Genomic DNA, 24634 nt, shown 5'->3' with positions numbered 1-24634 from the left:
GCGCGCGCTCGGCCCCTGAGGGGTCCCCAGAGGCCTCGAAGCTCTCAGCGTGCGAGGAACTGCGGGCCCTGGGGCGGCAGCCGGAAGTTCGGGTCGGGCATCGGGGCCACGGGCTGCGGATAGCCGTACGAGGGCTGCGGGACGGGCGCCGCATGGGCCGGCGCGTGCTGCGGATAGCCGTAGGAGGGCTGCGGGGCCGGCTGGTGGCGCGGGGGCGCCGGAGGGTAGCCGTACGAAGGCTGCGGGGCCGGTGCGGGGAAGGGCTGCGGGGCCGGGGCCTGGGGAGCCGGAGCCTGCGTGGCCGGCAGCGGCTGACGCTGGGGATGGGGCTGCGGGAGCGAGGCCTCGGTCGTCGGCTCGGGCACCGCCTCCGACTCGTCCACGGAGATGCCGAAGTCGCCGGCGAGACCCTCCAGGCCGTTCAGATAGCCCTCGCCCAGGGCGCGGAACTTCCAGACGTCGCCGCGGCGGTAGAGCTCGCCGCAGATCAGGGCGGTCTCCTCGCCCGTCTGCGGGGTGATGTCGAAGTACGCAAGCGGTTCGGCCTCGCCCGCCGCCGCGTCGTACAGCAGGATGCGCAGCGCGGGTACGTGCTCGAAGGCGGTGTTCTCGGCGGAGGCGACGAGCAGGACGCGGCTCACGGCCGGATCCAGGCCCGCCAGGTCCGTCTGGACCGTGTCGGTCAGGCCCTGGGCGACGCGCTTCTTGCCGAGCCGCCAGACCTTGCCGGACGGATGGCGTGGCTGGTTGTAGAAGACGAAGTCCTCGTCGGACCGCACGCGGCCGTCGGCGCCGAGCAGCAGCGCCGACGCGTCGACGTCCGGAACGCCCTGGCCAGGGGTCCAGCGCAGCACCGCGCGGACGGCCGTGGCTTCGAGCGGGACGTTCGACCCCTTCAACATCGCGTGCGTCATGCGGTCATCCTGCCTTCCCGGCCCCGGACGGGACAACGCGGGGGTGACGGTGTGTGGCCGGTGTGTCTGACATGGCCGGGTTACCTGAATTTCATGCCCATGGGGAACCCTTGACACCCGTCCCTACGTACTATTACCGGCCACATCACGTCGGGCCGCGCCGACGAGTACAGGGGAAATCATGCGTCATTTCGGGCATATAGCCCCAGAGGTGCGACAGCGTCTCTTCCATCGGGAGCCGTGCGCCTTCACCGCGGACTCCTCCCCGCGCCTGCTCGCCGCAGCCCTCGGGGCCACGCTCTACAGCCCTGCGACGCGCCCCCGCCTCGCCGACGACATCCTGAAACAGGCTGGGCGTGGCGTGATCTCGATGGTGCTCTGCCTGGAGGACTCCATCGACGACGCCGAGGTCATCGGCGCCGAGGAGAACCTGGTCAGACAGTTCGCCGACCTGGCCGAGCTGGCCGAGCGCGACGGCGTCGAGCCGCCGCTCCTGTTCATCCGGGTCAGGGCCCCCGAGCAGATACCCGACCTGGCGGCCCGTCTCGGACCCGGCATCCGCCTGTTGTCCGGATTCGTACTGCCCAAGTTCACCGAAGAGCGCGGCGTCGCCTTCCTTGAGGCGCTCGCCGTGGCGGAGGCCGCGAGCGGCCGACGGCTCTTCGCGATGCCCGTCCTCGAATCGCCCGAGCTGCTGCACCTGGAGAGCCGCTCGGAGACCCTCGCCGGCATCGCCCGCACCGTCGACAAGTACCGCGAGCGGGTGCTCGCGCTGCGGCTCGGCGTCACCGACTTCTGCTCGGCGTACGGACTGCGCAGGCCGCCGCACATGACCGCGTACGACGTCCACATCGTGGCCTCGGTCATCGCCGACGTGGTCAATCACCTCGGCAGGGCCGACGGCACGGGCTTCACCGTGACCGGGCCCGTGTGGGAGTACTTCCGCGTCCAGGAGAGGATGTTCAAGCCGCAGCTGCGCCGGAGCCCCTTCCTGGAGGGCCGGGCGGAGGAGCTGCGGCAGGCGCTCATCGAGCACGACATCGACGGGCTGCTCCGCGAGATCGAGCTGGACCGGGCCAACGGCCTGCTCGGCAAGACCTGCATCCACCCCTCGCACGTCCTGCCCGTGCACGCGCTCTCGGTCGTCAGCCACGAGGAGTTCAGCGACGCCGAGGACATCCTGCGCCCGGACCGGGACGGCGGCGGGGTCATGCGCTCGGCGTACACGAACAAGATGAACGAGGTGAAGCCGCACCGCGCGTGGGCCGAGCGGACCCTCCAGCGCGCCGAGGTCTTCGGCGTCGCACGCGAGGACGTCGGCTTCGTGGAGCTGCTCACCGCCGGGCTCTCCGGCTGACCACCGCTTCACCGGGCTCCCCGGCCGACCGCCCGGGATCTCCGGGTGACCGCAACCAACGCGAGGAACGTAAGGACTGTGCGAGGACTGTGAACGACGACGTGGTGTGGTCAGGGACGTGGGTCGCCGAGCGGCTCGGTGTGGAGTTGGCCGGGGACGCGGGGCTGAGCGATCTGCTCGGCCTCGCCCTGCGCCGCAACCCGAAGCGGGCGCACCTGCTGGTGTCGAACGTCCTCGGCAAGCATGTGCCGCAGCGGCCGTCCGTCGTGTACGCGGCCGGGCACGACCTCGGTGTCCGGGCACGCGCGCTCCTGGGCGACGCGGAGGTCCGGCGCGCGGTCGTCCTCGGGTACGCGGAGACGGCGACCGGCCTCGGCCACTGCGTCGCGGACGGCATCGGCCTCGCGCCCTACCTCCACTCCACGCGCCGCCCGGTCGACGGGGTGCGCAGCGCGGGCGGCTTCGAGGAGTCCCACTCCCACGCCACCTCGCATCTGCTGCTCCCGGCTGACCCCCGCCTCCTGGCCGGTGACGGCCCGCTGGTCCTCGTCGACGACGAGTTCTCCACCGGCAACACGGTCCTCAACACCATCCGCGCGCTGCACGAGCTGTACCCGCGCGAGCGGTACGTCATCGTGGCGCTCGTCGACATGCGCTCCCCGCGGGACCAGGGCCGCCTGGCCGACTTCGCGCGGGAGATCGGCGCGCGGGTCGACCTGATCACGATGGCGTCCGGCACGGTGAGCCTGCCGGACGGCGTCCTGGAGAAGGGGCAGGCGCTGGTCGAGGAGTACGAGGCCACGGCGCTCCCCGCACCGCGCCGGGAGGCGGGCCCGGTCGCCCGGATCGACCTCGGCTGGCCCGCCGGAGTGCCGGACGGAGGGCGGCACGGCTTCGCGCCCGAGCACCGCGTGGCGCTCGACGCGGCGCTCCCGGGGATGGCGGACCGGCTCGCGGAAGCGCTGGCTCCGGGCCTCACGGCCTCCGGAGGCTCCGACACCGCCGCGCCGCGCCGCGTCCTCGTCCTCGGCTTCGAGGAGCTGATGTACGCGCCGCTGGCCCTCGGGGTGGCCCTGGAGGAGCGGCTGTCCGCCGGTGACGCGGGGGTGGACGTGCGGTACTCCACCACCACCCGCTCGCCCGTCCTCGCCGTCGACGACCCCGGCTACGCCATCCGCAGCCGCCTCGTCTTCCCCGCGCACGACGCTCCCGCCGACGGACCCGGCGAGCGGTACGCGTACAACGTCGCGGGCGGTGACTTCGCCGCGATCGTCATCGTGGTCGACTCCGTGGGCGACCGCCCCGAACTCCACGCCCCCGACGGCCTGTTGGCGCAGCTCGCCGCGCACACCCCGCAGGTGCTGCTCGCCACCGTGCCCTCGTACGTCCCCGAGCAGACCCCCGCGCACGTCCCCGAAAGGCCCCCCATGCTGCCCGAGCCCCTCCGCGGCCCCGCCTTCTCCTCGTACGCGGCCGAAGACGTCGGCTGGCTGCTCCAGGACCTCTCGGGCGTACGCCTGGAGGCGCCCACCGAGGAGCGCGAGGAGGCGATACAGAGCGGTGGCGCGCACTACGCCGAGTCGCTGCCCGTCGAGTACCAGCCGAGCCCGCAGTACCAAGAGCTGTTCCGCGCCGCGCTCGGCACCTCCGCCGCCCGCATCGCGCAGGCCGTCGGCACCGTCACCGAGACCGTGCTCGCCGAGCTCCCCCACAGCCGAAAGCGCGGGGGTACCCCCACCCCCCGCCCCGTCCTCGTCTCGCTGGCCCGCGCGGGCACGCCCGTCGGCGTCCTGATGCGGCGCTGGGCCCAGCACCGGCACGGCCTCGACCTGCCGCACTACGCCGTGTCGATCGTGCGCGGCCGCGGCATCGACGCCAACGCGCTGCGGTGGCTTGCCGCCCACCACGACACGGCCGACATCGTCTTCGTCGACGGCTGGACGGGCAAGGGAGCGATCACGCGCGAACTCGCCGACGCTGTGCGGGAGTTCGAGGAGTCCGGCGGCCCTGTCGGCTTCAACCCGGAGATCGCCGTGCTCGCCGACCCCGGCTCCTGCGTCCGCACCTACGGCACCCGCGAGGACTTCCTCATCCCCTCCGCCTGTCTCAACTCCACTGTCTCCGGCCTGATATCGCGTACCGTCCTGCGCGCGGACCTGGTCGGGCCCGACGACTTCCACGGCGCGAAGTTCTACCGCGAACTCGCCGACGGTGACCTGTCCCTCGACTTCCTCGACGCCGTCGTGGCCCGCTTCGACGAGGTGGCCGACGCCGTGGACGCCCAGGTCAAGGAGCTGCTCTCGGCGGACAGGGCGCCGACCTGGGAGGGCTGGGCCGCCGTCGAGCGGATCAGCGAGGAGTACGGCATCCACGACGTGAACCTCGTCAAGCCGGGCGTCGGTGAGACGACACGCGTCCTCCTTCGCCGCGTCCCCTGGAAGATCCTGGCGCGCACGGGGGCGGGGGCCGACCTCGACCACGTACGGCTCCTCGCGGAACAGCGCGGCGTGCCGGTCGAGGAAGTGGACGGACTCCCTTACACCTGCGTCGGTCTGATCCACCCCCGGTTCACCCGCGGAGCCACCGGCACGGACGGCAAGGCGGTGGCGTCCAAGTGAGTACCTCCCGTCCGGTGCTCGTCGCCAGCGATCTCGACCGCACCCTCATCTACTCCGCCGCCGCCCTCGGCCTGACCATGCCCGACGCCGAAGCGCCGCGCCTGCTCTGCGTCGAGGTGTACGAGAGCAAGCCGCTGTCGTACGTCACCGAGACCGCCGCCGGACTCCTGGACGAGGTGGGCCGCGGCACGGTCTTCGTGCCGACGACCACGCGTACGCGCGAGCAGTACGGGCGCATCCATCTGCCGGGCCCCGCGCCGGAGTTCGCCATCTGCGCCAACGGCGGGCACCTGCTGGTCGACGGGGTGTCCGACCCCGCGTGGCGGGCGGACGTCGACCGGCGGCTCGCCGCCGAGTGCGTCTCGCTCGCCGAGGTCCGCGCCCACCTGGTGCGCACCGCCGACCCGGCCTGGCTCCTGAAGGAGCGGGTGGCCGAGGACCTCTTCGCCTATCTGGTCGTCGAGCGCTCCCTGCTGCCACAGGAGTGGGTCAAGGAGCTCGCCGTGTGGGCGGAGGGCCGCGGCTGGACCGTCTCGCTGCAGGGCCGCAAGATCTACGCGGTGCCGAAGCCGCTGACCAAGAGCGCGGCGGTGCGCGAGGTGGCCCGGCGTATCGACGCGGAGGAGATCCTCGCCGCCGGTGACTCGCTCCTCGACGCGGATCTGCTGCTCGCCGCCGATCGCTCGTGGCGGCCTGGCCACGGCGAGCTCGCCGACACGGGCTGGACGGCGCCGGGCCTGACGGTGCTGCCGGAGCGGGGCGTCGCGGCGGGGGAGGAGATTCTGCGGGGGTTCCTCGCGGCGGCGGCGCGTTGACCTTGGCGGCGCGTTGCTTTCGGCGGCCCTGGCGGCCCTGGAGGGCGCTGTCCGCAGGGCGTTGTGCCGAAGCCGCGCGCCCTGGGTGATCCGCTGCCGCTAGCCTTGGCCCATGCCCCGATACGAGTACCGCTGCCGTTCCTGTGGCGACACCTTTGAGCTGAGCCGCCCGATGGCCGAGTCCGCCGCCCCCGCGGCCTGCCCCGAAGGGCACGAGGACACGGTGAAGCTGCTGTCGACGGTGGCCGTCGGCGGGTCTTCCTCGGCGTCCGCTCCTTCCCCCGCCCCAGGTGGCGGCGGGGGAGGCGGCTGCTGCGGCGGAGGCTGCTGCGGGTAGCGGGGCAGCAGCTAAGGAAGGGGCACTACCCTTGGAGGGCTCTGTTCCGGGAAGGGCTCTATCGGACCACGGTCCCGGGCCCCTCTCCCAGCAGTCCGAGCTCGGCCCGCGTGGGCGCCCCTTCCCAGTCCCCGTGCGACGCGACGGCGAACGCCCCGGTCGTCACGGCCCGGTCGAGTCGTCCCGTCACGTCGTCCCCGTCGAGCAGCGCCGACAGGTACCCCGCGACGAACGCGTCCCCCGCGCCCACGGCGTCCACGGCCCGCACCGGGCGAGCGGGAGCGTAGAGCTCGCCGTCGGCGGTGTACGCGGTGGCCCCGTCGGCGCCGAGTTTGACCACGACCTCGCGGACGCCCTGCGCGAGGAGGGCCTTGGCCAGGGAGTGGGCTTCCCCGGCGGCCGTCGTCTCCGGGACGCACAGCGGCAGTTCGTCGTCCGACGCGATGACCACGTCGACGTACGGAATCCAGGAACGCATGACCGCGGCCGACTCCTCGTCGCTCCACAGCCGCGAGCGGAAGTTGACGTCGAGGCAGACCGTCGTGCGGTGCTCCCTGGCCAGTTCCAGGGCGCGGCGGCACGCGGCAAGGGCGGACGGGCCGAGCGCCGGGGTGATGCCGGTGAGATGCAGGACGCGGGGCGCGCCGGGAGCGGTGAAGGCACGCTCGACCGAGGCCGCCGTGAGGCGTGAACCGGCGGAACCCGCACGGTAGTAGTGCACGCGGGTCACCTCGGGCAGCCGCGGCTCGAAGAGGATCAGGCCCGTGGGCGCGTCCGGGTCGCGGGTCGCGCCGCTGACGTCGACGCCCTCGGCGCGCAGCGTGCGCAGGACCAGCTCGCCCGCCTCGTCGTCGCCGACCGCGCCCGCCCACCGCGTCGCGTGGCCGAGACGGGAGAGGCCGATGGCCACGTTCGACTCGGCGCCCGCGATGGACACGTCCATCGAACCGCCCAGCTTGAGCGGGCCGCTGCCGCGCAGGGCGACCATGGTCTCGCCCAGGGTGAGGACGTCGTCGGCGCTCCCTCGGGTCATGGCGCTCATCGACCGGCCTCCGTGACCGCCACGAACTCCGCCGCGCGCTTGCGCAGCGCGTCCAGGTCCCCGCCGTCCGCCGCGTCCCCGATGAGCGGGGAACCGACGCCCACGGCTACCGCGCCGAGCGCCAGGTACTCCTCGGCGGCGGGCGCGTCCACGCCGCCCACCGGTACGAAGGGCAGGTCGGGGAAGGGGGCCCGCAGCGCCTTGAGGTACGCGGGGCCGCCCATCGCCGCGGCGGGGAAGATCTTCAGGGCGGTCGCTCCCGCGGCGCTCGCCGCGATCACGTCGGTGGGGGTCAACACCCCGGCGGCGACGGGGAGTTCACGCCGCAGTGCCTCGTCCACCCCTGCCCCGAGGCCCGGCGTCACGAGGAGGTTGGCCCCCGCGTCGGCGGCGCGCCGCGCGTCGTCCGCGGTGAGGACCGTGCCCGCGCCGAGCCAGGCCTCGTCACCCAGTTCGGCGCGTGCCCGGCGCAGGACGCCCAGTGCGTCGGCGCCGCTGAGGGAGACCTCGACGAGCGGGACGCCGGACTCGACGAGCGCCATGACCGTCCGGAAGGAGGCCTCCGCGTCGGCGCCGCGCACGATGGCGACCAGACGCTGGGTCCGCAGGGCTGTGCTGAAGGCAGTGGTGAGGTCGTCCGACATGCCCCAAGGCTCGCACAGGGGGTTCAGCGTGGCTGCTCAGGGTGGTGGGCCCGGTCAGGGCGGTGGGCCTGCTCGGAGCGCTCGGAGCGCTGGGCCTGCTGGGCGCGCTGAACCCCGCGCCCTCGGCCACGGCCGGCGTGCCGCACCTGCTCGGGGTGGCGTGCCTGCCAGTAGGGGTTGTCGTGCGGCAGGGCCGAGCCGACCCTCCCGTACATCCCGAAGATCATCAGCAGGACGCCCACCACAAAGCTGAACAGGACGTTCTGGATGCGGAAGGCGAGGAAGTTGAGGCCGGTGTCGAGCAGGGCGAGGTTCACGAAGCCGCTGAGGATGAAGGCGCAGCCCAGGACCATGTTGAGCGTCGAGGCGAAGTTGCCGCCGATCACCATGCCGACGAACAGGAGAAGGCCGACGCAGATCGACAGGACGCTGAGCGCGCCGTTCGTGTTCAGACCGGCGACGGTGTCGCCCCCGGTGTCGAAGAAGCCGACCTTGTCGATCAGGCCGAGGATGCCGAACGCGAGCAGGACCAGGCCCATGAGCCCCGCGCCGACGCGGTAGATCGTGCTGAGGCGGTGGTCGACGGGCAGGTGTTCGTTCAGCGTGACGCGCCGACGGGGCCGCTTCGCCCCTGGGTGAAGTACATGCGTGGCCATGTCCGCCTCCCTTGTGCGTGCGGGGGCCGCTTCTGTACGTCCGTAGTCCCAGGATCCGCCCGCGGGCCGCGGACCGCCAACAGGCGCGGTCGGAACCCGGGCGCCCCTTGGCCTCCGGCCTCTGAGCCGTCGTCCTCAGGCCCCCTGCCCCCGCTCCTCCCGGATCTGCGTGACCACGCGCGCCACCGCCTGCCGCACGGCCTCGGTCTCGGTCAGGAAGTGCCAGTAGTCCGGGTGGCGCCCCTCCAGGGAGGCCACCGCGCGGTCCAGGCGGGCGACGGACTCGTCGAGCGGGCGCGCGTGCCGCTGCTCCGGGGTCTGGCGCCCCGCCATGGCCAGGCGCTGGGCGTCGCGGATCGCGAAGCGGGTGCGCTCGATCTCGTGCTGGGGGTCCTTCGCCACCGCGTTGAGCCGCTGAAGCCGGTCGCCGGCGGCCGAGACCGCCTCGTCCGTCGAGTTCAGCAGGGCACGGACCGTCGAGAGCAGGGAGGTGGCGTCCGGCCAGCGCTGCTCCTCGCGCGCCTGCCGGGCCTCCTTCAGCTTGACCTCGGCCTGCCGCACGTTCTCCGCGGCCTGGTCCGGCACGCGCTGAAGGTCCTGCCAGCAGGCGACCGTGAAGCGCCGCCGCAGCTCGCTGAGGACCGGGTCGACCTGGCCGCTGCGGGTGGTGAGCGCCTGCGCGCGCGTGCGCAGCGTGACGAGGCGGCGGTCTATCTCGGCGGCGCGCTCGGGCAACCGCTCGGCCTCGGCGCGGACGGCCTCGGCGTCCCGCAGGACGCGGTCGGCGCGCTGCAGCGTCTCCGGCACGCCGTGCTGGCCGGCTCCTTGGTTGAGCTTGGTCAGCTCGGGCCCGAGGGCGGCGAGGCGGGCCGCCAGGTCATCGGCCTTGAGCCCGGCGCCCCGCACGGCATCGAGGGCGTTGCTGGCGGCGAGCAGGGTCTGCCGGGCGCGCTCGACGGCCGGGGCGAGGCGGGCGAGCTGCGTCTCGGCCTTGTCGAGCAGCGGGCCGAGCCCCTGCTGGAAGCGGTCCAGGTCCTGCTTGGCCTTGTCCAGCTCGCCCTTGGCCTCGGTGAGCTCGGTGCGGGCGCGGGCGGCGACGGAGGCGTCGAGATCGTCACGGTCGAGGTCGTGCGCGTCCACCGCGCTGATGTACTGGTGGCTGGCCTCGTCGATCCGCCGCCCGATGGCCTCGAAGTCCGAGACCGCACGCTGCGCGGCGGGCGTGGAGTCGACGGCGACGATGGTCTCGATGGAGATCCGCAGATCCCGCTGGGCGGTGTCCAGCTCGTAGAAGGCCGCGGCCGCCGCGTCCTTGGCGGCCTGGGCGTCGGCCCGCACGCTCTCCCCGCGCCCGCCGAACCACCGCCGGGTGCCGCCGCCCGCGAAGGCGGCGGGGACGACGAGGGCGAGGAGGGGGAGGGGCAGGAGTGCGAGCGCCACCGCGTCGCGGAGAGGCGTCCGGCGGCGCGGTCGAGGCCGGCGCTCCTGACTGCCCCGGCTCGCTCGGCTGTCCGGGCGGGGACGCGGCCGCACGCTCCCGCAGCGACGTACATGCTCGTCCGGATCCGGCACAACTGACTCACTCGACGTATCCGGTGTGTACGGCTGCGAAGGTGTCGCCGTCACTATCCCTCTCCCGTGCTGTCATCCGCCTTGCCCGGTGTCACATTCTCCCACCGGTTAATGACGAACACACGGGCCGGTTAGTTCGCGCTGCGCACCGTGACTTCGCCGTCTTCGCTGCGGGCGGACACCAGGTGCGGACTACCACTGTCGCGGGCCACGGAAACATCCACGGCCCCGCGGCGTCGACCGTTCCGTTGCCGGTCGTCGGAGTCGACGGCCAACGCTCCAGCAGCCTCCCCGTACGCGTTTGTCGGGCAGGGGCACAGGCAAGGTAGGCTGTCGAAACATCCCGGGCGCGTAGCTCAGTGGTAGAGCGCTGCCCTTACAAGGCAGATGTCGGCGGTTCGAAACCGTCCGCGCCCACCGGTACGAAGACCCCCGGCCGATCATGGCCGGGGGTCTTCGGCGTGTGGGGGCGGGGCGGGCCCGGGTGCCGCGGTCTGCTGGATCGATCGGGTGGTCGGCCAGAACCTCGGGGATCGCGGGGGAGTTGGGGAATGCGGTGAGGGCCGTGTGGTGTCCGCGGTGTGGATGCTTCCGGTGGGCGACCGTCGTGCCGCCGTTGGGCCCTGCCGGAAGGGATTCTTCTCGTGAAGATCGCCAAGGCTGCTGCTGGTGTCGTCGGTGTCGGGCTCGCTCTGGGGGCCGTCTCCCCCGCGTTCGCCGCGCCGCAGCCGCCCGCCGGTGGTGACCTGCAGATGCTCGACGCCGCCGGGAAGACGACGAAGGACCTGAAGAGCCCCCTCGGCGAGGTCGACGTCGACGCGTCAGCCGGTGAGCTGAGGGCGGAAGACCCCGAGGCCGCCACGGCCCAGGTGGGCAAGGCCGTGCAGGGGCCGGCCTCGATGATCGGGGGGCTCCCCGCGGGGGTGCCGATCGGCTGACCCGGCAGGGGCGGTGCACTCCGTGTCACATGTCAGGGATGCACCGCGGCGGGGCCGCCGCCGGCCGTTCCGCCGGCGGCGTCGCGTGCGCCGGGTGGCTTCACCGACGAGGCCCCGCCTCTTGAAGTAGTCGGCCGTCAGCTGTTGTTGGGCCGACCTGATGGCGCCGCCCGGCTCCGGGAACGTAACTGATGGCGTAGACACCGCCGTTGGCGCGGATGCTTCCGTACGGGCGACTGCGGCCCCTCGGCTCAGCCGTCCGGTCCCGAAGCGCTCAGCGGTCCGAACCCGACGCGCTCAGCCGTCCGAATCCGAAGCGCTCAGCGGCCCGAACCCGGATGCGTGCGGCGGTACCTGCGGTCCCAGCGCTCCTGACGTTCCTTGCGGATGCGGTAGTCCCGGTAGGTCTTGGGGAAGCCGCCTCCGCCGCCCCCACCGCCACCTCCGGCACCGGCGCCTCCGCCCGCGCCGCTCCCGCTGCTGCTGCTCTTGCCCGACCCTCCGCGGTCGTACTGCTGGACCATGAAGAAGACGAGCGCCGCCGCGGCCAGCCACAGAAGTGGCTGGCTGAAACCCAGGCCGACCAGTGCGATTAGCAGGACGACCAGCAGAACATTCATGGCAGCACCTCCTCGGCGTAGCTGGAGTCAACGCCCGCTGTCACCCGGTGTCAATGGATTTCTCGTGGATGTGTTTGAGCCGCGCGCGGGCCGTGACGGCGTCCGGGCCCGTCACCTGATCCCAGAAGCGATGACAGGTGACGAACACCGCCAACTCCCGTTCCCGGGCACGGAGTTTCTCCACCTCCGCCTGCTCGTCCGGGGTCCAGCCGGGGGAGGCGGGGCGCTCCACCTTGCGCCAGCCGTGGTCGTCGCTGAAGCCGTCCAGGGGCGTGACCGACCAGGGGAGCCGCTTCAGCAGGGCCAGGAGCTCGGCCCGGACTTGGTGCAGTTCCTCCTGGCCCGCGAGGAGGTCGTCAGGGAAGTCGTATGCAGGGGTTGCAGGCACGCGGTAATGGTACTCCTGTTCGAATTTCGGGAGCGAGAGCCACCACGCGTGATGTGGGGTGAACTTCGGGGCGCCGACGGGCTCACATAAGGGCCCACAGAGGACCAACAGAAGGACCCATGGCAGGGCCCACGGAGGGACTCGTGGTGGGCTGCCGGTGGCTGCGGGGGCCTTCGTCGGCGCTACGACTTCCCGCCCGCGCTCCACTCGCGGCAAGCTGTAGGCATGTGCCGCAGCATCAAGACGCTCCGTCCGCCCGCCATCCCCGAAGACGCGACCGAGGAGGAGATCCGGGCCGCCGCGCTCCAGTACGTGCGCAAGGTCTCGGGGTTCCGTGCCCCGGCCGCGCACAACCGCGAGGTCTTCGAGCGTGCCGTGGACGCGGTCGCCGAAGCCACCGCCGAACTGCTCGCCGGGATCGAGGTGCGGGGGGCCAAACCGCGGGCCGCCGAGCGGGCGGCCGATGAGGCCCCGGCGGCCTAGGTCGCCGCCGGCGCTCCCGGCGTCCCCGGCGTTCCCGCCCGCGGTCGTCGCACCAGGAAGGCCGCCCCCGCGCCCGCCGCGAAGAGCGCGAGCAGTGAGACGCCCGTGGCCAGCCACGACGCGCCGAGCCACTGCCCGCCGAAGTAGCCGAGCGCGACGCTGTATCCGGCCCAGGCCACGCCCGCGAGGGCCGACCAGGGCAGGAACTCGCGCACCTTGCGGTGTGCCGCGCCCGCCGCGAGCGAGACGATCGAGCGGCCCGCCGGGGCGAAGCGCGCGATGACGACGAGGACACCGCCGCCCCGGGAGAGCGCCGTGCCGAGTCGTTCCTGCGCGGTGGTGAGGCGGCGCGAGCGGGCGATGGCGCGGTCCAGGCGTTCGCCGCCGCGCCAGGCGAGGCGGTAGACGGCCAGGTCGCCGAGTACCGACGCGGTGGCCGCGCAGAGCAGGAGGATCAGGATGTCGGGCACCTCGTGCGCGACGCTCCCCGCGCCCGCCGTGCCTGCCGTTCCCGCAGCCGCGGCGGCGGTGGCCGCCGTGATGACGAGAACCCCGCTGGGCAGCACGGGCAGGACGATGTCGAACAGCACCGAAAGTGCCACTACCGCGTAGATCCATGGGCTGCTGGTCAGTGAGCCCAGAGTCTCAAGCACCGAAATTCCCCGTAACTCCCCGGTCGACGACTTGACTGCCGCGACGTCGCGGGGGAGCGGCAGGGGCGGCTTGGTGACAGCTGTACAGCGTACGCCGCGCTCTCCGCCGGAGATCCGCGGGGGGCTCATATGTTCGCTACATCACGTTCACCCGGCTGCCGCTTCAGATGGGGCGTACGGAGCCGATGTCCCGTACCAAAAGACTCACCAGCAGAGTCACCGACAGGTCGCCGACGAGGTCGGGCGATGGACGGTACGGAAGGAGCGGACGATGGTGGCAGGAATGCTCGCCGGGGCCGTGGCGACGGCGGTGCTCGCAGCGGGCGGCGGCGCGGTCGGGGACGCGGCGCCTTGTTACGAGATGCGGGTCGGGGCGCGGTTCGCGCCGCCCACGGCCTTCGTCTCCCCGTCGGCGATCACGTACGACACGAAGCTCGTGCCCGCCGGTTCGTCGATCGAGGTCGAGCAGCGCGGCGGACCGGGCGACATGGCGGTCACGGTCCGGGTGAAGGGCATGGACCCGGGGCGCGCGTACGGCGCGCACGTGCACCAGAAGCCGTGCGGCGCCGACCCCGCCGCGGCCGGCGGGCACTATCAGCACCGCGAGGACCCGGTACGGCCCTCGGAGGACCCGGCCTACGTCAACGCGGAGAACGAGGTCTGGCTGGACTTCACCGCGGGCCGGGACGGCTCGGGCACGGCGACCGCCCGGCACGGCTGGGAGTTCAGGCCGGGCGGAGCCGGATCGGTCGTGCTGCACCGCGAGCAGGGCGGCGCGGGCGACCGGGTGGCGTGCTTCACGGTGCCGTTCGCTCCCCTCGGCTGAAGCGCTCGGAACAGCTGAAGCGCTCGGAACGGCCGAAGCGCTCGTAACGTGACGGTGCCCTCTTCCTCGTACGCCTACGAGGAAGAGGGCACCGTGACATGAACGCGTGCGCGTCAGGCGGCCACCGGCGTCCGCTCCGACGCCTCCTTGTCCTTGCCGCCGTCCGCGCGCTCGCCGCGCGAGGCGAAGAGGCGGTCGAGGCCGAGGGCGCCCGAGCCGGTGAAGACGAGCAGGAGCATGGCCCAGCAGAAGATCGCGGAGGCCTCTCCGCCGTTCTGGAGCGGCCACAGGGCCTCGGGCTGGTGGACCTTGAAGTAGGCGTACGCCATCGAGCCCGACGAGATGAACGCCGCGGCCCGGGTGCCCAGACCGAGGGCGACCAGGCCGCCGCCGACCAGCTGGATGACGGCCGCGTACCAGCCCGGCCAGGTGCCGGCCTCGACCGTGCCGCCGCCCGCCGCGCCGCCGAGCACTCCGAAGAGCGAGGCTGCGCCGTGGCAGGCGAAGAGCAGGCCGATGACTATGCGGAAAAGCCCGAGGGCATAGGGCTGGGCGCTGTTGAGACGTCCAGTCATGGGGGGACTCCTTCGGTTTTTGGGGACGGTAACCGAGCGGAGGCCCAAGGTTAGGGGAACCTAATCAATACTTGCAAGTTCAACATCTGGCCGTTCGGGTGATTCCGCTTCCCTCGTTGACGCGATCGCTCCGCTTGCGGAGTGGATCTCCGGTGCTCCCGCCGTTCCCGCCGCCGTCCGCAGCACGGCACGCGCCACCGCGTCCGCGTCCGACAAGGTCACCGAGTCGACGCCCGGCCGTGCGCCCGCGGCCGTCACCCAGTGCACGCCCTCCGTGGGCACTCCGAACGCGAACCTCCGTGCGTGCAAACGACCCTGACGGTCAATCAAGTGATAGGGGCGTGGGGTGACGTCGAGGCCTCCGGTTTCGTAGCCGTCGACGACGTGGGCGCGGCACTGGCCCGTCCGCAGGAGCTGCCCGAGCAACTCGTCCGCGGTGCGCCGCACGTCCGGTTCGGGGAGGCGGGCCTCGACGACTGTGGTGACGGACACATCCGACCCCGGTACGTCGGGCGAGTGCGCGAGGTACCTGCCGTCCGCGGTGGGCCGTACGTCGAGACGCGGGCCGAGTACCTCCACGACGCCCGCCTCGATCAGCGCCGTCATCTCCTCGATGCGGCGCCGGGGCGGCCCGATCGACAGGAAGGCGTTCAGCGGCGTGTACCAGCGGTCCAGATGCTCGCGGCGTGACATCCCGGCCAGGCCGCCGTGGTCGAGGATCAGGCGGAGTTCGTTGCGCAGGTCGCGCAGCACGTCCAGGGCGGACTTCAGCGGGCTCGCCACGTTGCCGAGCGCGGCCTGCGCGGTGTCCTCGCGCAGATACGCGAGCAGCCAGGCGCGGAAGTCGGCCGGGGAGCGGAACGTACGGCCGGAGTAGGGCCGCGCCAGCCGGTCCCAGGACCAGCGCGCGGCCTCGGGGATCTCGAACTCGTCCAGGATCAGGGCCTCTTGAGGGCCGCGGTGCGGCGCGGCGAGGAAGGCGTCCCGGAAGTCCGTGGCCCGCTCGGCGGGTTGGACCAGGGCCGTGTAGTAGACCGTCTCCACCTCCTTCGCGACCAGCGGCCATATCTCGTCGAGGAAGTCCGGCGCGTCACCGCTGTCCGCGCGCTTGCGGAAGCGGGCTATGACGTCGGGGGTCAGGACGAGCGGCTCGTGCCGTCCGTACGCGCCCTTCGCGTTGTCGCCGCGCGCCTGGTAGGGGACGCCGCGCCGCGATCCCGCGTACAGCTTCGGCTCGTGCCCCGAGGGCCGATAGCGCAGACCGCCTCCCGGTGCCGGGGTGAAGCGTCCGCCGCGGCCCTGCGTCAAGAGCGCCATGTGGTCGAAGAAGTTCAGGCCCAGGCCGCGCAGCAGGACGCGTTCGCCGGGGGCGACGGCCGACAGGTCGACGTCGGCGGGGTTGGCCGGCGGTATGTGGCGCAGGCCGTGCCGTGCTGCGTGCGCGGCGAGGTGCTCCTGCCCCGCGTCGCTCAGCGTGGGGAGGTGGCCCTGCGCGAGGACGACGGCGCCGAGCCCGGCGAGTTCACGGCCGTCGTCGAGTACGAGGGACTGGGCGCCGCCCTCGGGGCCGTCGAGGCGCACGGCGCGCGCCGCGTGCACCTCGACCCGGACCGTTCCCGGGGCGCGGTGCAGGACCTCGGCGAAGACCCACTCCAGATAGCGGCCGTAACAGGCGCGCGTCGGGTAGTCGTCCGGGCCGAGCTCCGGCGCGTGCCCGGTGGCCGCCCATGCGTACAGGCTCGGACCCGGCCTGATCGGCCCGGCGCAGTCGACGCTCTCGTCGGTGAAGAGGGTCACCTGCGAGGCGACCGTGTTCATGAGCAGCTCGGACGGCTGGGCGGTCCGCCAGACGCGTCCGGGACCCGGTGGGGAGGGGTCGACGACGTGGACCGTCAGCCGTGCCTCCGGCGGCAGCAGTTCGGCCGCCGAGGCACAGAGGCGCTCCAGGACACTCGTGCCGCGGGGCCCCGCGCCGACGACGGCGACTGCAACGTCATGTTCCGGTGCGGTCGCTGCGGATGGTGCGGACAAGAGGGTGACTCCCGGGCATAGGAGGGGTCTGTGGGGGTGATGGAAGCGGACGGTCCGCCTCATCATGCCGTCGGAAGCCACGAAGTCGAACCCCATGGCAGAGGATCACCAGACGTGTGTGGCCTGTGTCACGTGATGCCTGCGGGCGCGCTGGTCGCCTTTGCGGGGCTATGGGAATTAAGGGGGAGTGCGAGTCGGGCGCCGCGGGCGCGGAGGGCCGCGACTCCTCCCGGTGCGGACGGCCGGCTCACGACAGCCGGGACTCCTGCGTCGTCGCGAGCCGCACGCCCACGCCCTTCACCACCTGCGCCTGATCGAGCCGCACGACCGCCGAACGGCCCCGCAGCGTCAGCGTCATCAGCTGGTTGCCGAACCAAGGCCCACCCGTTTTGCGCCAGTTGATGGCGGCCCGCGCTGTCCGTCCGTGCCGCACGAAGCGGCGGCCCAGGGCCCGGCCCGCCTTGCTCCAGCCGAAGTGGAAGCCCAGCTTTATCGACGTAGGAATGGAGTTGTGGACGGGGGAGCACGTCAGCTGCAGGACGCGGGCGTCGGGGCCGCCGCCGCGCGGCCAGGTGGGTTCCGCGATGTACGCGTGGTGGACGTCCCCGGAGAGCACGCACACCGTCGCCGGGGCGCCCTCGCCCGTGCCCACCTCGGCGATCAGGTCGGTCAGCGCGTCGAAGGACGCGGGGAACGCCGCCCAGTGCTCCAGGTCCGAGCGCCTGCGCAGGTTCTCGCCGAAGCGGGCCCAGCGCTCGCCGCGCTCGCCGCGGCACAGCGCGGCGTTCCAGCCCTCGGCGTCATGGATGAGGTGCGGAAGGAGCCAGGGCAGCGACGTGCCGATCAGAAGGTGGTCGTAGCCGCCGCCCCCGCCGTCCGCGCCGTCGAGTGCCTGCTCGCGCAGCCAGCGGGCCTCGTCCGGGTCGACCATCGCGCGGTTCTGCTCGTCCAGGACGCGCGCGGCCCGGGTGTCGACCATGAGCAGGCGTACGCGGCCGAAGTCCCTGCGGTAGCTCCACCGGGTCGCCCTGGGATCGGCATCCGACGCGGAGGCGAAGGCGCGCAGCAGGTCCGTGCCGTCCGGGGCCGCGCGCACCGCGGCGTACAGCTCGTCCCGTTCGAGGTCGGCCGGCGGCACGTTCCCGAGGTGCTGGTAGACCCAGTACGACATCAGGCCGCTCAGGATGCGCTCGCGCCACCAGGGCGTCGCGCGCATCTCGGCCAGCCAGGACGCACTGGTGTTCCAATCATCGATGACGTCGTGATCGTCGAAGATCATGCAACTGGGCACGGTGGAGAGCAGCCACCGCACCTCGGGGTCGAGCCACGACTCGTAGTAGAGGTGGGTGTACTCCTCATAGTCCGCGACCTGGTCGCCCGGCGGGTCGTTCAGGTTCCGGCGGGCCGCGAGCCAGCGTCGCGTCGCCTCGGACGTGTTGTCCGCGTACACCTGGTCGCCCAGGAGGAGCAGGACGTCGGGGCGGTCGGCGGCCGTGCCGGTGGCGATCCTGGCGGCGAGGGTGTCCAGGGCGTCGGGACCCACGGGGTCGTGCTCGTCGCTCGGCGGAGCCGCCCAGCGGCAGGACCCGAAGGTGACGCGCAGCGCCTCGCCGTCGTCCTCGCCCGGCGTGCGGATGGTGCTCGGCGGGAAGGGCGAGTCCGGCAGCGGCCACACGGGGCCGCCGCTGTCGCCGAGCCGCACCTCGTACGCGGTCTCGGTACCCGGGCGCAGCCCGGTGACCGGGATGAGCGCGTAGTGGTGGCCCGCGATCTGGAACGTGTTCGCCGTGCCCTTGGCGCCGTCGGCGCACCGCACTTCGGCGGTGCACGGGCGGTCGGCCTCGACCCAGACCGTCGCCGTCGAACCGTCGACGTACCTCAGCAGTGGACCCAGGCGCAGCCGTGCCACGATGATCACTCTCCTCCGTCGCCCCGTACGGTACGGAACGACGGAGGCCAGTGGGGAGGTTCCGGGGATTCCTGCTGGTTACCGGCCCGTGACCTCAGTGCGCCCGGGGTTCTCGGTGCACTTGGGGCCGATGGTCTCAGCAGCCGTTGAGGACGGCGGACAGCTTCGTCTTCTCCTCCGGGTTCACCGCGAGGTTGTAGTGGTGCTTCACGTCCACCCACATCCGGGCGTAGTAGCAGTGGTACGACGCGGTGGGCGGCATCCACTCGGCCGGGTCCTGGTCGCCCTTGCTCTGGTTGACGTTGTCGGTGACCGCGATCAGCTGGGGGCGGCTGAGGTCGTTGGCGAAACCTTCCCGCTGGGCGGTGGTCCAGCCGCTCGCGCCGGACTTCCAGGCCTCGGAGAGCGGCACGACGTGGTCGATGTCGACGTCGGACGCGGCGGTCCAGGTGCCGCCGTCGTACGGGGATTTCCAGGTGCCCGACGTGGCCGCGCAGCTGGAGTCCTGCTGGACGTTCGTGCCGTCGCGCTTGAGGACGACCTCGCGGGTGTTGCAGGTGCCGGACTGGGTCTTCCAGTGCGGGAACTTCTCCCGGCTGTAGCCGTCGGAGGAGCCCTCGGCCTTCTCCGTGAGCTGGCCCAGGTAGGTGCGGGCGGTGGCGGCGGAGACGGGTGCCGGGGGAGCGGCCTGGGCGGGGGCGCCGGTGAGGAGGGCCGCCCCGGAGGCGAGGGCGGTCAGGGCGGTGAGAGTGGCGAGGCGTCGACGCGCGTAGACAGCGGACATACGAACTCCCTTGTCGTGGGGGGATGTTGACCGTTGGGGCGGCCATGTTGACGCGGTGGGGTTTCCTGCGGATGTGCGTCAGGTGACAGGGTCGCGTCAATCAGGTGGTCAGTTCAAGGGTTCTGGCGCCGTGTCATGTCCGGTCATCTGTGCGGGAGTTGGCCGCGGGGTGCCGACAGGACCCCGGCGTGTGGCCTGGATCACTTTCCCGGGGGGTCGAAAGGCCCTGGTCGGGGGTGTGCGGACGTCCCGTACGATGGATGGCGCAGAAGGGGAGTAGCTCTTCGCCGGACCGTCGACATACTGCTCAGCTCGCTGAGCCGGCGCCCGGAGGCAGGCCCCGTCGTCGACGTGGCAGGCCAGCGAGACCTTCGGCAAGCAGTGCCCGACGTACATGACCGTGTACGTCTGTGTGCGCTGCCGTGCCGAGGTGTCGTACGTGATGTACAGATTGCTCTCGGTGGGGCAGCCCCGACCGATTGAGGAACCTTGATCAGCATCAGCGTGATGGCGCTCGTCTTCGGCGTCGTCTTCCTTGCCGAACTCCCGGACAAGACAGCGCTGGCCGGGCTCGTCCTCGGGACGCGCTACCGCGCCTCGTACGTCTTCGTCGGGGTCGCGGCCGCCTTCGTCGTCCATGTCGTGCTCGCCGTGGCGGCGGGCAGCGTGCTGACGCTCCTACCGCAACAATTGCTGCACGCCCTCACCGGCGTCCTCTTCCTCGGCGGTGCGGCGATGCTGCTCCTGAAGGGCGGCGACGACGAGGAAGAGGTCCGCGAGCCCAAGGATCAGAGCTTCTGGAAGGTCTCCGGCGCGGGCTTCATGCTGATCCTGGTCGCCGAGTTCGGTGACCTGACGCAGATCATGACCGCGAACCTGGCCGCGCGGTACGACGACCCGCTCTCCGTGGGTCTGGGCGCCGTGCTGGCGCTGTGGGCGGTCGCCGGGCTCGGGATCGTCGGCGGAAAGGCGCTGATGAAGCGGGTTCCGCTGTCGCTCATCACCAAGATCGCGGCGCTGCTGATGCTGGGGCTCGGTGTGTGGAGCCTGTGCGAGGCGATCGCCTGAGGGGTCTGACCGGGGGCCTTGGGCGGGCTTTCGCCGGAGGCCCTGCCGGGGGTGTGACCTGCGGTGCTGGCGTCTGGTGACACCTTTTTGTATCGTGGAGGAACAAAGTGGCTCCGCCCGTGTTCCCTGACCGGCGGGCGGGGCTGCCTTGATTCTTCCTCTGCGGAATCCCCCTGTGCTCTGGAGTACGTCGATGACGGCTGAGACTGCCTCTGTTCTGACCGCGCGGGCCCTCCTCCTGGACATGGACGGAACCCTCGTCAACTCCGACGCGGTGGTCGAGCGCTGCTGGCGACGCTGGTCCGAGCGGTACGGGCTCGACTTCGACGAGGTCATCAAGGTCGTCCACGGGCGGCAGGGGTACGCGTCGATGGCGGTGCTCCTTCCGGAGCGGGCCATGGAGGAGAACTACGCGGAGAACCGCGAGATGCTGGCCGCGGAGACCGCGGACATGGAGGGCGTCGTTCCCGTGCCGGGGGCCGAGGCCTTCCTGGCGTCGCTGGAGGGGCTGCCGCATGCGCTCGTGACGTCCGCGGACGTGCCGCTGTCCACGGGGCGGATGGCCGCGGCCGGGCTGCCGCTGCCGGCTGTGCGGGTCACCGCGGAGAACGTGGGGGCGAGCAAGCCTGATCCCGAGGGGTTCCTCAAGGGGGCTGCCGAACTGGGGTTCGATCCCGCCGACTGTGTCGTCTTCGAGGACTCCGGGGCCGGGATCGCCGCGGGGCGCGCCGCGGGTATGCGGGTGGTCGGGGTCGGCCCTCGGGCCGGGGAGTTCGGGCCTACCGTGCATGTTGCCGACCTGACGCAGGTCAGCGTTGTCCCCGATGGGGACGGGGCGCTTCGGCTGACCTTGGGTTGACCTTCGGCTGATTTTTGGCTGAGGGCTCTCACTTGCCTTGTGGCGCCTTGCACCTTTGCGGTGCTGGGCGCCTTGTCTTTTCGTGCCCCCGCAGCTTCGGCGTTGTGCCCACCCGTTCCGCCCTGCGGAACGCCTGCCCACAACGGGGGCGGGTGGGGTGGGGGTTGCCGTGCGGAACGCCTGACTACAGCGGGGGCGCGTGGGTGGGGGTTGTCCTGTGGAACGCCTGCCCACAGCGGGGGCGGGTGGGGTGGGGGTTGCCGTGCGGACGCCTGCCCACAACGGGGGCGCGTGGGGTGGGTGTCGCTGTCCTTACGGCTCTGTTGTTTCCGCTTCCAGGGCTGCCCTCGTCCTCGCTCCGTAGACGCCCTCTCCGTCCCGCTGTGTTCCTCGGGCGTACTGGAAGCGGGCCACCGCGTCTGCGACCGGGGCGTTGTACATGCCGTTGGGTTCGCCCATGTACAGGTACAGCTGTTGCAGGCGTTGCTGGAGTTCCTTGACCTCCGGGCCCTTGTCGCCGCGGCTCAGGACTCCGTCCGTCGTCGGGGGCGCCGGCTCCACCGAACCCGTTGCCCGTGCCGTCGAGCGGCTCGGCGGCGGGGTGGTCCGCTGCTCGGCCGACGCCGTGCCGGACGGGGAAGACGACGGGGAGGGGGTCGGCGGCCGGGTCGTCTTGTCCGGCGTCGACGAGGACGAGGGCTGGGACGGAGAGCGTGACGGGGGAGCCTTCGACTCCGCCCCCGTCGCGGAGTCGGACGGGGCGTCCACCGCCCGCGTCGGCGCGTCCGGCAGCGCCTCGTCCCGGTGCGGCCTGTCAGGCGCCAGCAGGAGCGTCGCGAGCACCGCGACGGCCACCACCGCCACCGCCGCGCCCACCCCCGCGTACAGGCCCGTACGACCGCGCCGCGGCTCCGATCCGTCGTCGTAGGGCACGTCGTCGTACAACGCGTCGTCGTACGGCCGAGGGGGCGGAGCCCCGTCCGACGCGCTTCCCGCAGCGAACAGGCCCACGTCCGCCGACCGCGGTGGAGCCACCGTCTCCGGCGGGAGAGCGAGCGCGGGAGCCGGTCCCGGCTCGGGCTCAGCCGTCGCGGGGCCGGGCTCCGGCAGCGTCACGTACGGACGTATCCGCAGCGGATCGAAGTCCTCCGCCGCGGCGGCGTCCGCGGACCTCGCGTCCTGTGCCGCATCGGCGGCCCGCTCCGTACAGCCACAGGCGGGCGCGCTGCCCGGCTCCCGCGACGTACCGCATTCAGGACATCGCCGACCGTCCCGGCCGCCGTCGCCGCCGTCGCTCGGACGTCTTTCCGTGCTGCTCACTCGCCGTACCCCACCCCTAGAGAACTCCAGCGATTATGCAGACCCTGGCTTCAACAGGCCATAACGGGTCACACGGACCAGGATGGAGAGGGAGAGGCCCCGCAGGACACGCGGGAGACCTCAGGAGGTGTCCATGACGCAGGACGTCAGCGCCCGCCCCGTGGGGCCGGAGCCGGATCCCGTCCCCGGGCCACCGGACGAGCACGCGCACGGCGGCGTACTGGTCTCCATCGGCGCGCTGCTGCTGGGGATGCTGCTCGCCGCCCTCGACCAGACCATCGTCTCGACCGCGCTGCCCACCATCGTCAGCGAGCTCGGCGGCATGGAGCACCTGTCGTGGGTCGTCACCGCCTATCTGCTCGCGGCGACGGCCGCGACGCCGCTCTGGGGCAAGCTCGGCGACCAGTACGGCCGCAAGAAGCTGTTCCAGCTGGCCATCGTGATCTTCCTGATCAGCTCGGCCCTCTGCGGCATGGCGCAGAACATGCCGCAGCTCATCGGGTTCCGCGCGCTTCAGGGCATCGGCGGCGGCGGTCTGATGGTCCTGTCGATGGCGATCGTCGGCGACATCGTCTCGCCGCGCGAACGAGGCAAGTACCAGGGCCTGTTCGGTGCGGTCTTCGGTGTGACGAGTGTCCTGGGGCCGCTGCTCGGCGGCCTGTTCACCGAACACCTCAGCTGGCGCTGGGTCTTCTACATCAACCTGCCCATCGGCGTCGTCGCGCTCGTCGTCATCGCCGCGGCCCTGCACATCCCGGTGCGCTCGACGAAGCACACCATCGACTACCTCGGCACCTTCCTCATCGCGGCCGTCGCCACCTGCCTCGTCCTCGTCGCCTCGCTCGGCGGCACCACCTGGGACTGGACGTCGCCGCAGATCATCGCGCTCGCCGTGCTCGGCGTCGTGCTCGCCGTGGCCTTCGTGGCCATCGAGCGCAGGGCGGCCGAACCGGTCATCCCGATGAAGCTGTTCCGGGTCAGGACGTTCACGCTCTCGGCGATCATCAGCTTTGTGGTGGGCTTCGCGATGTTCGGCGCGATGACCTACCTGCCGACGTTCCTCCAGGTCGTCCAGGGCGTCTCGCCGACCATGTCGGGCGTGCACATGCTGCCGATGGTCATCGGCATGCTGATCGCGTCGACCGGGTCCGGCCAGATCGTCAGCCGTACGGGCCGCTGGAAGGTCTTCCCGGTCGCGGGCACCGGCGTCACTGCCATCGGCCTGCTCCTGCTCCACCAGCTGAACGAGAACAGCGGCACGGGCGAGATGAGCGCCTACTTCTTCGTCTTCGGCTTCGGGCTCGGCCTGGTCATGCAGGTCCTGGTGCTCATCGTGCAGAACGCGGTGCCGTACGGGGATCTGGGCGTCGCCACGTCCGGCGCGACGTTCTTCCGCTCGATCGGCGCCTCGTTCGGTGTCGCCATCTTCGGCACGATCTTCGCCAACCGGCTCGTCACCAAGCTCTCCGACGCCGTCGCGGGCCAGCAGCTGCCGCCCGGCGTCAGCGCGGACTCGCTGAAGGCCGACCCGCGGGGCATCTCCGAACTCCCGGCGTCGCTGCAACCCGGCGTCGTGCACGCGTACGCCTCGTCCATCACGGACGTCTTCCTCTACGCGGCTCCGGTCGCCCTGGTCGCCTTCGTCCTCGCCTGGTTCCTGCGCGAGGACAAGCTGCGCGGCTCGGTCACGGCGCCCGACCCGACGCAGACGCTCGCCAGCAACCCCGTCGAACGTTCGTCGTACGACGAGGTGGCGAGGGCGCTCTCGGTCCTCGGCACGCGGGAGGGGCGCCGCGAGATCTACGTACGCATCACCGAGCGCGCGGGCTACGACCTGCTGCCCGCGTCCAGCTGGCTCCTGCTGCGGATCCACCGCCACGGCCACGTCGAACCGGCGACGCTCGCCGAGCGCAGCACCGTGCCGTTGTCCGTGATCACGGCGGCGTCCCGCCAGGTCGAGGAGCGCCGCCTCGCCCGGCGCGAGGGCATGGGGCTGACGCTGACCGACGAGGGGCGCGCGGCGGTCGCCAAGCTGGCCAAGGCCCGTGAGGAGTCCCTGTCGGAGCTGCTGGGCGACTGGTGGGGCCCCGACCGGCCGACCGACCTGGTCAAGCTCGTCGAGGAACTGGGCGCCGAGATGTGCGGCTCCGACGCCGAGCGGCCGCACAACGGCAGGCCACCACAGCGCGGCGTTGCGGCCTGAGCGGCGCCGCAACGCCGCTCGG

Annotated in this window: 23 protein-coding genes and 1 tRNA gene; 11 read left to right on the top strand and 13 right to left on the bottom strand. The window is 72.1% G+C overall.

Annotated elements, in window-relative coordinates; genetic code table 11:
• Positions 1 to 44 precede the first annotated feature (44 nt).
• Positions 45 to 914: a TerD family protein gene (locus ACIGXX_RS12195; RefSeq protein ID WP_361462643.1), complete on the bottom strand. Its 870-nt coding sequence runs from the start codon at positions 912 to 914 to the stop codon at positions 45 to 47.
• Between the two features lie 181 nt (positions 915 to 1095).
• Between ACIGXX_RS12195 and ACIGXX_RS12190 the strand changes: the two genes are divergently transcribed.
• The 4 genes from ACIGXX_RS12190 to ACIGXX_RS12175 all read left to right on the top strand — a co-directional run bounded on the left by ACIGXX_RS12190 (position 1096) and on the right by ACIGXX_RS12175 (position 6041).
• Positions 1096 to 2271: an HpcH/HpaI aldolase/citrate lyase family protein gene (locus tag ACIGXX_RS12190; protein WP_361462645.1), complete on the top strand. Its 1176-nt coding sequence runs from the start codon at positions 1096 to 1098 to the stop codon at positions 2269 to 2271.
• A gap of 89 nt (positions 2272 to 2360) precedes the next feature.
• Positions 2361 to 4889: a phosphoribosyltransferase gene (locus tag ACIGXX_RS12185; protein ID WP_399975019.1), complete on the top strand. Its 2529-nt coding sequence runs from the start codon at positions 2361 to 2363 to the stop codon at positions 4887 to 4889.
• Complete coding sequence (locus tag ACIGXX_RS12180; protein ID WP_399975017.1) at positions 4886 to 5704, top strand: HAD family hydrolase; 819 nt, start codon at positions 4886 to 4888, stop codon at positions 5702 to 5704. The genes ACIGXX_RS12185 and ACIGXX_RS12180 overlap by 4 nt, the downstream gene beginning before the upstream one ends.
• 112 nt (positions 5705 to 5816) lie before the next feature.
• On the top strand, positions 5817 to 6041 hold the full coding sequence (locus ACIGXX_RS12175) for a zinc ribbon domain-containing protein (RefSeq protein WP_351160004.1): 225 nt from the start codon (positions 5817 to 5819) through the stop codon (positions 6039 to 6041).
• 58 nt (positions 6042 to 6099) lie between these two features.
• Here the strand turns inward: ACIGXX_RS12175 and ACIGXX_RS12170 are convergent, their stop codons facing one another.
• The 4 genes from ACIGXX_RS12170 to ACIGXX_RS12155 form a co-directional block, all read right to left on the bottom strand.
• The gene (locus ACIGXX_RS12170; RefSeq protein ID WP_351160001.1) at positions 6100 to 7083 is read right to left on the bottom strand and encodes a sugar kinase; all 984 of its coding nucleotides are present in this window, start codon (positions 7081 to 7083) and stop codon (positions 6100 to 6102) included.
• Entirely contained in the window at positions 7080 to 7727 is a 648-nt protein-coding gene (locus tag ACIGXX_RS12165) for a bifunctional 4-hydroxy-2-oxoglutarate aldolase/2-dehydro-3-deoxy-phosphogluconate aldolase (protein ID WP_399975014.1), read from the bottom strand. The genes ACIGXX_RS12170 and ACIGXX_RS12165 overlap by 4 nt, the downstream gene beginning before the upstream one ends.
• 23 nt (positions 7728 to 7750) lie before the next feature.
• Positions 7751 to 8383, bottom strand: coding sequence for a DUF4383 domain-containing protein (locus ACIGXX_RS12160; RefSeq protein ID WP_361462656.1), 633 nt, complete (start codon positions 8381 to 8383; stop codon positions 7751 to 7753).
• Positions 8384 to 8518: 135 nt separating this feature from the next.
• Positions 8519 to 10009: a hypothetical protein gene (locus ACIGXX_RS12155; RefSeq protein WP_399975011.1), complete on the bottom strand. Its 1491-nt coding sequence runs from the start codon at positions 10007 to 10009 to the stop codon at positions 8519 to 8521.
• Between the two features lie 291 nt (positions 10010 to 10300).
• Between ACIGXX_RS12155 and ACIGXX_RS12150 the strand changes: the two genes are divergently transcribed.
• A tRNA-Val gene (locus tag ACIGXX_RS12150) sits at positions 10301 to 10372 on the top strand.
• A gap of 227 nt (positions 10373 to 10599) precedes the next feature.
• Positions 10600 to 10893 (top strand): hypothetical protein, encoded by a 294-nt coding sequence (locus ACIGXX_RS12145; RefSeq protein WP_351159989.1) that lies wholly within the window; start codon positions 10600 to 10602, stop codon positions 10891 to 10893.
• Positions 10894 to 11213: 320 nt separating this feature from the next.
• Here ACIGXX_RS12145 and ACIGXX_RS12140 read toward each other — a convergent pair whose 3' ends face one another.
• A complete protein-coding gene (locus ACIGXX_RS12140) occupies positions 11214 to 11513 on the bottom strand; it encodes a hypothetical protein (protein WP_351159986.1) in 300 nt (99 codons plus the stop codon).
• A 40-nt stretch (positions 11514 to 11553) separates the two neighbouring features.
• Entirely contained in the window at positions 11554 to 11901 is a 348-nt protein-coding gene (locus ACIGXX_RS12135) for a hypothetical protein (RefSeq protein WP_351159983.1), read from the bottom strand.
• Positions 11902 to 12126: 225 nt separating this feature from the next.
• On the opposite strand from ACIGXX_RS12135, the gene ACIGXX_RS12130 reads away from it, so the two are divergent.
• On the top strand, positions 12127 to 12384 hold the full coding sequence (locus ACIGXX_RS12130; protein ID WP_351159980.1) for a DUF2277 domain-containing protein: 258 nt from the start codon (positions 12127 to 12129) through the stop codon (positions 12382 to 12384).
• On the opposite strand, the gene ACIGXX_RS12125 is transcribed toward ACIGXX_RS12130, so the two are convergent.
• Positions 12381 to 13037, bottom strand: coding sequence for a VTT domain-containing protein (locus ACIGXX_RS12125; RefSeq protein ID WP_351159977.1), 657 nt, complete (start codon positions 13035 to 13037; stop codon positions 12381 to 12383). The two genes, ACIGXX_RS12130 and ACIGXX_RS12125, sit on opposite strands and share 4 nt — an antisense overlap.
• A gap of 271 nt (positions 13038 to 13308) precedes the next feature.
• Here ACIGXX_RS12125 and ACIGXX_RS12120 point away from each other — a divergent pair, with 271 nt between their 5' ends.
• Positions 13309 to 13863, top strand: coding sequence for a superoxide dismutase family protein (locus tag ACIGXX_RS12120; protein ID WP_361462664.1), 555 nt, complete (start codon positions 13309 to 13311; stop codon positions 13861 to 13863).
• A 113-nt stretch (positions 13864 to 13976) separates the two neighbouring features.
• On the opposite strand, the gene ACIGXX_RS12115 is transcribed toward ACIGXX_RS12120, so the two are convergent.
• The 4 genes from ACIGXX_RS12115 to ACIGXX_RS12100 form a co-directional block, all read right to left on the bottom strand.
• On the bottom strand, positions 13977 to 14438 hold the full coding sequence (locus ACIGXX_RS12115; RefSeq protein WP_361462667.1) for a DoxX family protein: 462 nt from the start codon (positions 14436 to 14438) through the stop codon (positions 13977 to 13979).
• Between the two features lie 60 nt (positions 14439 to 14498).
• Positions 14499 to 16469 (bottom strand): FAD/NAD(P)-binding protein, encoded by a 1971-nt coding sequence (locus ACIGXX_RS12110; protein WP_399975003.1) that lies wholly within the window; start codon positions 16467 to 16469, stop codon positions 14499 to 14501.
• 247 nt (positions 16470 to 16716) lie between these two features.
• Complete coding sequence (locus ACIGXX_RS12105; RefSeq protein WP_351159966.1) at positions 16717 to 18378, bottom strand: alkaline phosphatase D family protein; 1662 nt, start codon at positions 18376 to 18378, stop codon at positions 16717 to 16719.
• 136 nt (positions 18379 to 18514) lie between these two features.
• Entirely contained in the window at positions 18515 to 19162 is a 648-nt protein-coding gene (locus ACIGXX_RS12100; protein WP_351159963.1) for an HNH endonuclease family protein, read from the bottom strand.
• A 489-nt stretch (positions 19163 to 19651) separates the two neighbouring features.
• Here ACIGXX_RS12100 and ACIGXX_RS12095 point away from each other — a divergent pair, with 489 nt between their 5' ends.
• Together ACIGXX_RS12095 and ACIGXX_RS12090 are read left to right on the top strand one after the other, a co-directional pair.
• Entirely contained in the window at positions 19652 to 20230 is a 579-nt protein-coding gene (locus ACIGXX_RS12095; RefSeq protein WP_399974998.1) for a TMEM165/GDT1 family protein, read from the top strand.
• A gap of 193 nt (positions 20231 to 20423) precedes the next feature.
• Positions 20424 to 21089, top strand: coding sequence for an HAD-IA family hydrolase (locus tag ACIGXX_RS12090; RefSeq protein ID WP_361462675.1), 666 nt, complete (start codon positions 20424 to 20426; stop codon positions 21087 to 21089).
• A 312-nt stretch (positions 21090 to 21401) separates the two neighbouring features.
• Here the strand turns inward: ACIGXX_RS12090 and ACIGXX_RS12085 are convergent, their stop codons facing one another.
• On the bottom strand, positions 21402 to 22409 hold the full coding sequence (locus tag ACIGXX_RS12085; RefSeq protein ID WP_399974996.1) for a peptidoglycan-binding protein: 1008 nt from the start codon (positions 22407 to 22409) through the stop codon (positions 21402 to 21404).
• A gap of 133 nt (positions 22410 to 22542) precedes the next feature.
• Here ACIGXX_RS12085 and ACIGXX_RS12080 point away from each other — a divergent pair, with 133 nt between their 5' ends.
• Complete coding sequence (locus ACIGXX_RS12080) at positions 22543 to 24612, top strand: DHA2 family efflux MFS transporter permease subunit (protein WP_399974993.1); 2070 nt, start codon at positions 22543 to 22545, stop codon at positions 24610 to 24612.
• Positions 24613 to 24634: the final 22 nt, after the last annotated feature.

Origin of the sequence: Streptomyces sp. NPDC055243, assembly GCF_044544025.1 — a bacterium.
Lineage (GTDB): Bacteria > Actinomycetota > Actinomycetes > Streptomycetales > Streptomycetaceae > Streptomyces.
The sequence above is the reverse complement of the archived record's forward strand: the minus strand, read 5'-3'. Positions and strand labels throughout refer to the sequence as shown.